Source organism: Haloferax profundi, from assembly GCF_001469865.1.
Lineage (GTDB): Archaea > Halobacteriota > Halobacteria > Halobacteriales > Haloferacaceae > Haloferax > Haloferax profundi.
Window position 1 is genome coordinate 1 of sequence record NZ_LOPV01000269.1, and the last position, 4,421, is coordinate 4,421.

4 protein-coding genes and 2 pseudogenes are annotated in these 4,421 nt (G+C 56.3%); 1 reads left to right on the forward strand and 5 read right to left on the reverse strand.

The features are described from left to right. The 4 genes and pseudogenes from AUR66_RS11855 to AUR66_RS11865 form a co-directional block, all read right to left on the reverse strand. Positions 1 to 704 (reverse strand): annotated as a pseudogene (locus tag AUR66_RS11855) (RNA-guided endonuclease InsQ/TnpB family protein); the annotation flags it as partial. A 142-nt stretch (positions 705 to 846) separates the two neighbouring features. Beyond that, positions 847 to 1,086: pseudogene (locus AUR66_RS23270) on the reverse strand (hypothetical protein); the annotation flags it as partial. Then, positions 1,087 to 1,614 carry a winged helix-turn-helix domain-containing protein gene (locus tag AUR66_RS11860; RefSeq protein ID WP_058572584.1) on the reverse strand — a complete coding sequence of 176 codons (528 nt, stop codon included), beginning with the start codon at positions 1,612 to 1,614 and terminating at the stop codon, positions 1,087 to 1,089. Between the two features lie 256 nt (positions 1,615 to 1,870). Next, a complete protein-coding gene (locus AUR66_RS11865; RefSeq protein ID WP_157533087.1) occupies positions 1,871 to 2,824 on the reverse strand; it encodes a hypothetical protein in 954 nt (317 codons plus the stop codon). A gap of 321 nt (positions 2,825 to 3,145) precedes the next feature. Between AUR66_RS11865 and AUR66_RS23070 the strand changes: the two genes are divergently transcribed. Continuing rightward, positions 3,146 to 3,271 (forward strand): hypothetical protein, encoded by a 126-nt coding sequence (locus AUR66_RS23070; RefSeq protein ID WP_269432580.1) that lies wholly within the window; start codon positions 3,146 to 3,148, stop codon positions 3,269 to 3,271. Positions 3,272 to 3,424: 153 nt separating this feature from the next. Here the strand turns inward: AUR66_RS23070 and AUR66_RS11870 are convergent. Continuing rightward, the coding region (locus tag AUR66_RS11870; protein WP_058572586.1) for a hydroxyacid-oxoacid transhydrogenase at positions 3,425 to 4,421 on the reverse strand (997 nt) is incomplete at its 5' end.

Below are 4,421 nucleotides of genomic sequence, written 5' to 3' on the forward strand. Positions count from 1 at the left end.
AGTCGCCGGAGTACCTGCTTGGCGGAGCGAGTGCCTTTGTGCTGAAGGCTACGACGCACGCGGAAGTAGTGGTTCTGACCCCACAACAGTTCGCCACCATCGTAGAACGACCCCGTGCTGGTCACGGCGACGTTCTTCAGGTTCAAGTCCACGCCCAGTATCTTGTCACCGTCGCGTTCTTCTACCTCTTTCTTGATGACAATATGGAGGTAGAACGCGTCGTCGTCTTCGCGGTAGTGGAGCGTCCCCATCCGCCTCTCGTAGTCGTCATCATCGAGGTAGGACTTCTGGTAGTCCCCGAGAACGTAGTCCACAGCGACTCTGCCGTTGATGGTCGAAAGCGTGGCCGACCTGTCTTTGATGGTCAACGTCCGTTTGTCGTAGACGGCGGACGGCTCGTTGAATCGGGGGAGCGGTCGGCTGTTTCCCTTCTTCCAGTCGGCAACGGTGGACTTCATCGCTTCGACGGCTTTCGAGTAGGCCCGCACACAGAGGTTCGCGGGGAGGTCTGTCTCGTCTCGCAAGTCGTGGTACACTTCGTCGTGTATCTTCGACTTGTTGAGGATGAGGTAGCCGTCGTTGTTCCTGCCGTTCTGGACGGTGTAGTTGCAGGCGTGGTTGAACTGGTCGATGGTCTGATGGAGGTCGTCCACTCGGTCGTCGGGAACCGAGAGTTTGACCGGAACGGTTCGCTTAACCTCCATCTGTAACTTCACATACGGAGTGGTGTTTTATAAGTCCTACGACTGGTGTGGGGGGAGTCAGACTGCTATTGCTCGTGGTTGGTGGAGTGGTTTGTCGGATTCCTCCCACGGCTGAAGCCGTGGGCTTCCTCCTTGCATCTCTGTGAATCGAAAAGTCGCCAGTCGTAAACCACCGGATATCAAGCCGTGCTGCTTCTATCGATTCGGGGTATCGCCCAGCATCGAGCAATGCGTGGAGGAGTCGTGGCTCGTATGAATCTGGGTCAAATTCTGTGTCTGCAACCAGAGAACCCGACGCGAGGTGTCGCTCAAGTAGTCGCAGCGTCTGGCGGTCGGGTGGCCCAGTTGAGTTAGGCTCTGAGTCTTCAGGTGGTGGGCTCATTTAGGCTGGGATGAGATGCCCGTCGTTTTGGGAGAGCTGGCGAGCGAGCTCGTAGAGACGAATGTCCCGAATCACTCCCTGCCACTCACTGACCGCAGTCATCCGATCATGGATTGTGTCGTGGTCTTCATGGTCGAATACGGAGGCTTCTTTTGGGTCTGCCGTGTCGAATTTCTCTTCGTACGCCTCGCGCTGCTCTTCGAGCGCCTTCACCCGTTCAATGATCTCTTCGATAGTGAGGTCGCTTGCAATGCGACTGGCCTCTTGCCATTCGAGATACCCCTCATTGCGCTCATACTGCGCTGGCCGGCTGTCTCTATCTGCTCGAACGATACCCATCTCAGCGAGGCGCTCAAGATGTTTTTTCGCAGTATTGGGTGAGCAGTCCGCTAATTCTGCTATTTCGGTGTACGCAGTGGGTGAGGTGACGCCCAACGCGACGTCATAGACACGACCAAACGTGTCTGTTCCCTCCTGCCATCTTCGCCGAGAGGAATCCGAGTCGGGGGAAGGGTCGAAATCAGCCATACGCAACGTAGGTTGGTCGATTCAATATATCTTTGTATTTTGCAAATATTTGAGTGCCAAACTCTGTTGTTGCTCTAAACTCAGCGGGGGAATGAGTACGCCCCATACCCAACAGGGCGAGATAAAACACTCCAGATGACGAGAGATCGTCTACCGAGACAAAAGAGGAACAAACTGGGATACCTTCAATCGCCGTCAAAAGAGAATGGAGAGCCGATACAGTGACCTCAATCGAGGAGGCCACACACGTCAGGGTTTATGAAGCGTTAGTGTTCGACGAGCCAGTGACACCGCTATCACTGGCTTCGTTCCGCGCCTTGGTGTTGAACGTAGCAACCGTCGACAGGATCCCGACGTGGTTGTCTGCATTCGCAATGAGCGAGTTGTACGGGATTCCAGATGGATTTGCGAAATTCGCGTTTCCGTCTTCGCCGTTCATGACGATCTTCGAGTTGCCTGCATCGATGTCAGACACTTCGAGCCAATCGAGCTCATCTGCTGCCTTCTGTTTCTTCTCTTCATCAGTCGACAGCCCAGAGAAGTCGACAGAGTCGAGGTAGCTCAGTTGACTCAGGTTGGGACGTTGCAGCTCGAACGTGTACCGAAGTTTGACCTCGGTTGTCTTGTCACTCCCATCGTTCGGGTTGTCGAGTGCAGAGGTGTCTGCTGCAGCTCCGTAGTATCCTGCATCGATATCGGGGTAGTTGTTCTGGTGGCCGCCTTCTTCGTGCGCACCAGGATACAGACTTGCACTTCCCATGCTCGTCCCATCGAGGAATGCACTGAGACCACTCGGGAACGAAGTGAGCGAACTGTAGTCTGGTTTCCCCTGCTCATCTGCGATGACGAGCGGACCTGCGGATGCATCAGGCCCGCTGCCATCATCGAACCGGTCATCTTGATTGAGCGCCTGCGAGAGTGGCACTTTCACTCGGTATTGCCCCGTCGTTCCTGGAACCTGCCGGATGTATCCGTTGTTCACTTCTTCGCCAATCCACGGCGTTGCGCGGAAGATGGGTTCCCACCCAGTACCGCCAACGTTCGCTTCGACGAGGAAGAACACCTTGCCAACTGCATCGTCGAAGTTCTCCCAGTGCACGTGGAACTCAGGGTCCGCAGTCACCTGTGAGATGTCACCGCGGTCGTTCGAGACGAGAGCTGTGTTCGCTGCACTGATTGAGACCGTTGCTGCTGCTGCCCCTCCGGACATGGCGAGAACACCTGCCCCACCCATTGCTGTTGCTACGCCGATACCACCTGCTGATTTTAGGAAATTTCTCCGTTTCATCCGTACTCTGCGGGATGTCTCCCACAATTCGGGCGACGGGAAGCGGCGATATTGTAATCTGTTTTATAATTAAGCCATTGATTATCGTGAAAATCAGAAAGTAGTGCTTTCTATACGTTCAGTTTCAGTTAAACGTACACTAACCGATGGTATCTGCCGATGGATTCAACCCCGGGTCAGCTCTGAGCGGGCAACTGCACCTTCGGAGACGCTCATATTGTCCCACGGCATAACTGTCAGAGTGTGCCCACTCGACGCTCACTCCTCGCGGTACTCGGTGCGACACTCTCCGGATGTAGTGCGTCGCAGTCACCGGAGTCACCGACGACTGACACGCTGACGCAGACGCCGGTGACCATTCGACTGTAGTGACCGCTTAGAGGCCTTCAAGCAGAAGAATGCACAGAACGAGGAGTTCCACTTCGATGTTCCGTCGAACGAACACCGAGGTGGTTCTACGGACCAGATTTGCAGACGTGTGGGAATCTGTCACACCGAGACATCAACACGGGGTGGACATCTTTATTCCCAGTTGTGCAGCGCATCACGGAACACATCTTCGACGTCTTCTTTCGTCACAGGTCGGGGGTTACACCGGAGGAGTCGCTGTTGGCTCTCGACGGTGCTTTCGGCCAGTTCTCCAACGTCATCGGCAGTGATTCCGGCGAGTTCGGTGAGCCCGCTCGGAAGAACGTTGAGATCGCGCTGGAGACTGACGAACTCCTCGCGGGCCTTCCCAGCGGCTTCGCGCGTACTCATACTTGAGGTGTTGGCACCGAGCATTTCCGCCACGTTTGCGAATCGCGGTGGATCACTAGCGACATTGTAGCCGAGCGTGCTTGCAGGAGTGAGCGCGGCAATCGTCTCGCCATGATAGGTGTGATAGTTATTTCCAACCGGATACGCCATCGCGTGTGCGAGACTTGCACCAGCAGTGAGCCCCGCAATCGCTCCGAACAGCGCTCCCTTCAGCATCGCACCTCGGGCCTCGATATCGTCGCCGTTGTTGACAACGCGACGGACGTTCGAGGAGAGCAGCTCGATGGCCTTTTCGCTGAACATCTCCGTGAAACCCGTCCGGCCGGCGTAGACGGGGCGGTCTGCCGGGTTTTCGGGGCGGAGCAGGTCGTCGTAACGATGAGTTGTGTACCCCTCGATTGCGTGACCGAGGGCGTCCATTGCAGTCTTCGCCGTGAGATCCGGTGGGAGGGTCGTCGTGAGCTTCGGATCAAGCACGGCGGCGTCAGCACGGACATGGGGACTCGAAATCCCCTCTTTGATATTCTTCTCTGGAACAGAGAGGATCGCTACGGGGGAGATTTCCGAACCAGTCCCTGCAGTCGTCGGCAGAAGGACGAGCGGTGCTCCGGACTCGGTGAGTGCCTCGCCAGCACCGGTCGGCGCAGCAACGTAATCGAGCAGCTCGCCCCCATTTGCGACGACGGCTCGGGTCGCCTTCGCGGTGTCCATGGAACTGCCGCCGCCGAGTCCGAGGTAGAAGTCGTACCCGTTTTCGCCC

Excerpts from the sequence above, each read along its gene's own strand:
- AUR66_RS11860 (WP_058572584.1), bottom strand. The coding sequence starts at position 1,614 with ATGGCTGATTTCGACCCTTCCCCCGACTCGGATTCCTCTCGGCGAAGA.
- AUR66_RS11865 (WP_157533087.1), bottom strand. The coding sequence starts at position 2,824 with ATGTCCGGAGGGGCAGCAGCAGCAACGGTCTCAATCAGTGCAGCGAAC.